This is a genomic window from Treponema sp. R6D11, from assembly GCF_054786075.1.
This window is the reverse complement of record NZ_BDHD01001391.1, coordinates 1-312: the sequence shown is the minus strand read 5'-3', so window position 1 is coordinate 312 and position 312 is coordinate 1. Positions and strand designations below refer to the sequence as shown.

Below are 312 nucleotides of genomic sequence, written 5' to 3'. Positions count from 1 at the left end.
GTTGCAAATTTCCTATCAGGTTGTTGATAGCAAAAAGTGGCAGAAGGAGTTTTTACCAAATATCAAGGGAAGTAAGGATTTAAAAAAAGCAAGTCTACAAAGAGGGGTAGAGAGATTTCCCATTCTGGAATGTGAAATTAAAAAACACGGCGATGCCGATGGCTTGTTTCTAGCACTTTACGGGAGTGCCCACAATCTATGAGAATAGAGATTGACCTAGACGAAGTCCGCGATAAGGGAATGGAATTTGCGGTTGCTTCGGGTTATGTGCGTGCCGGTGGCAAGTTTGCAAATGAGACCCTACCTATTTAC

At 42.6% G+C, this 312-nt stretch carries 1 protein-coding gene; it reads left to right on the top strand.

From position 1 onward, the window contains the following. Positions 1-202 (top strand): RuvC family protein (locus ACYVTD_RS18885; RefSeq protein ID WP_461249115.1); only part of this gene is annotated, 202 nt, incomplete at its 5' end. Between the last annotated feature and the right edge of the window lie 110 nt (positions 203-312).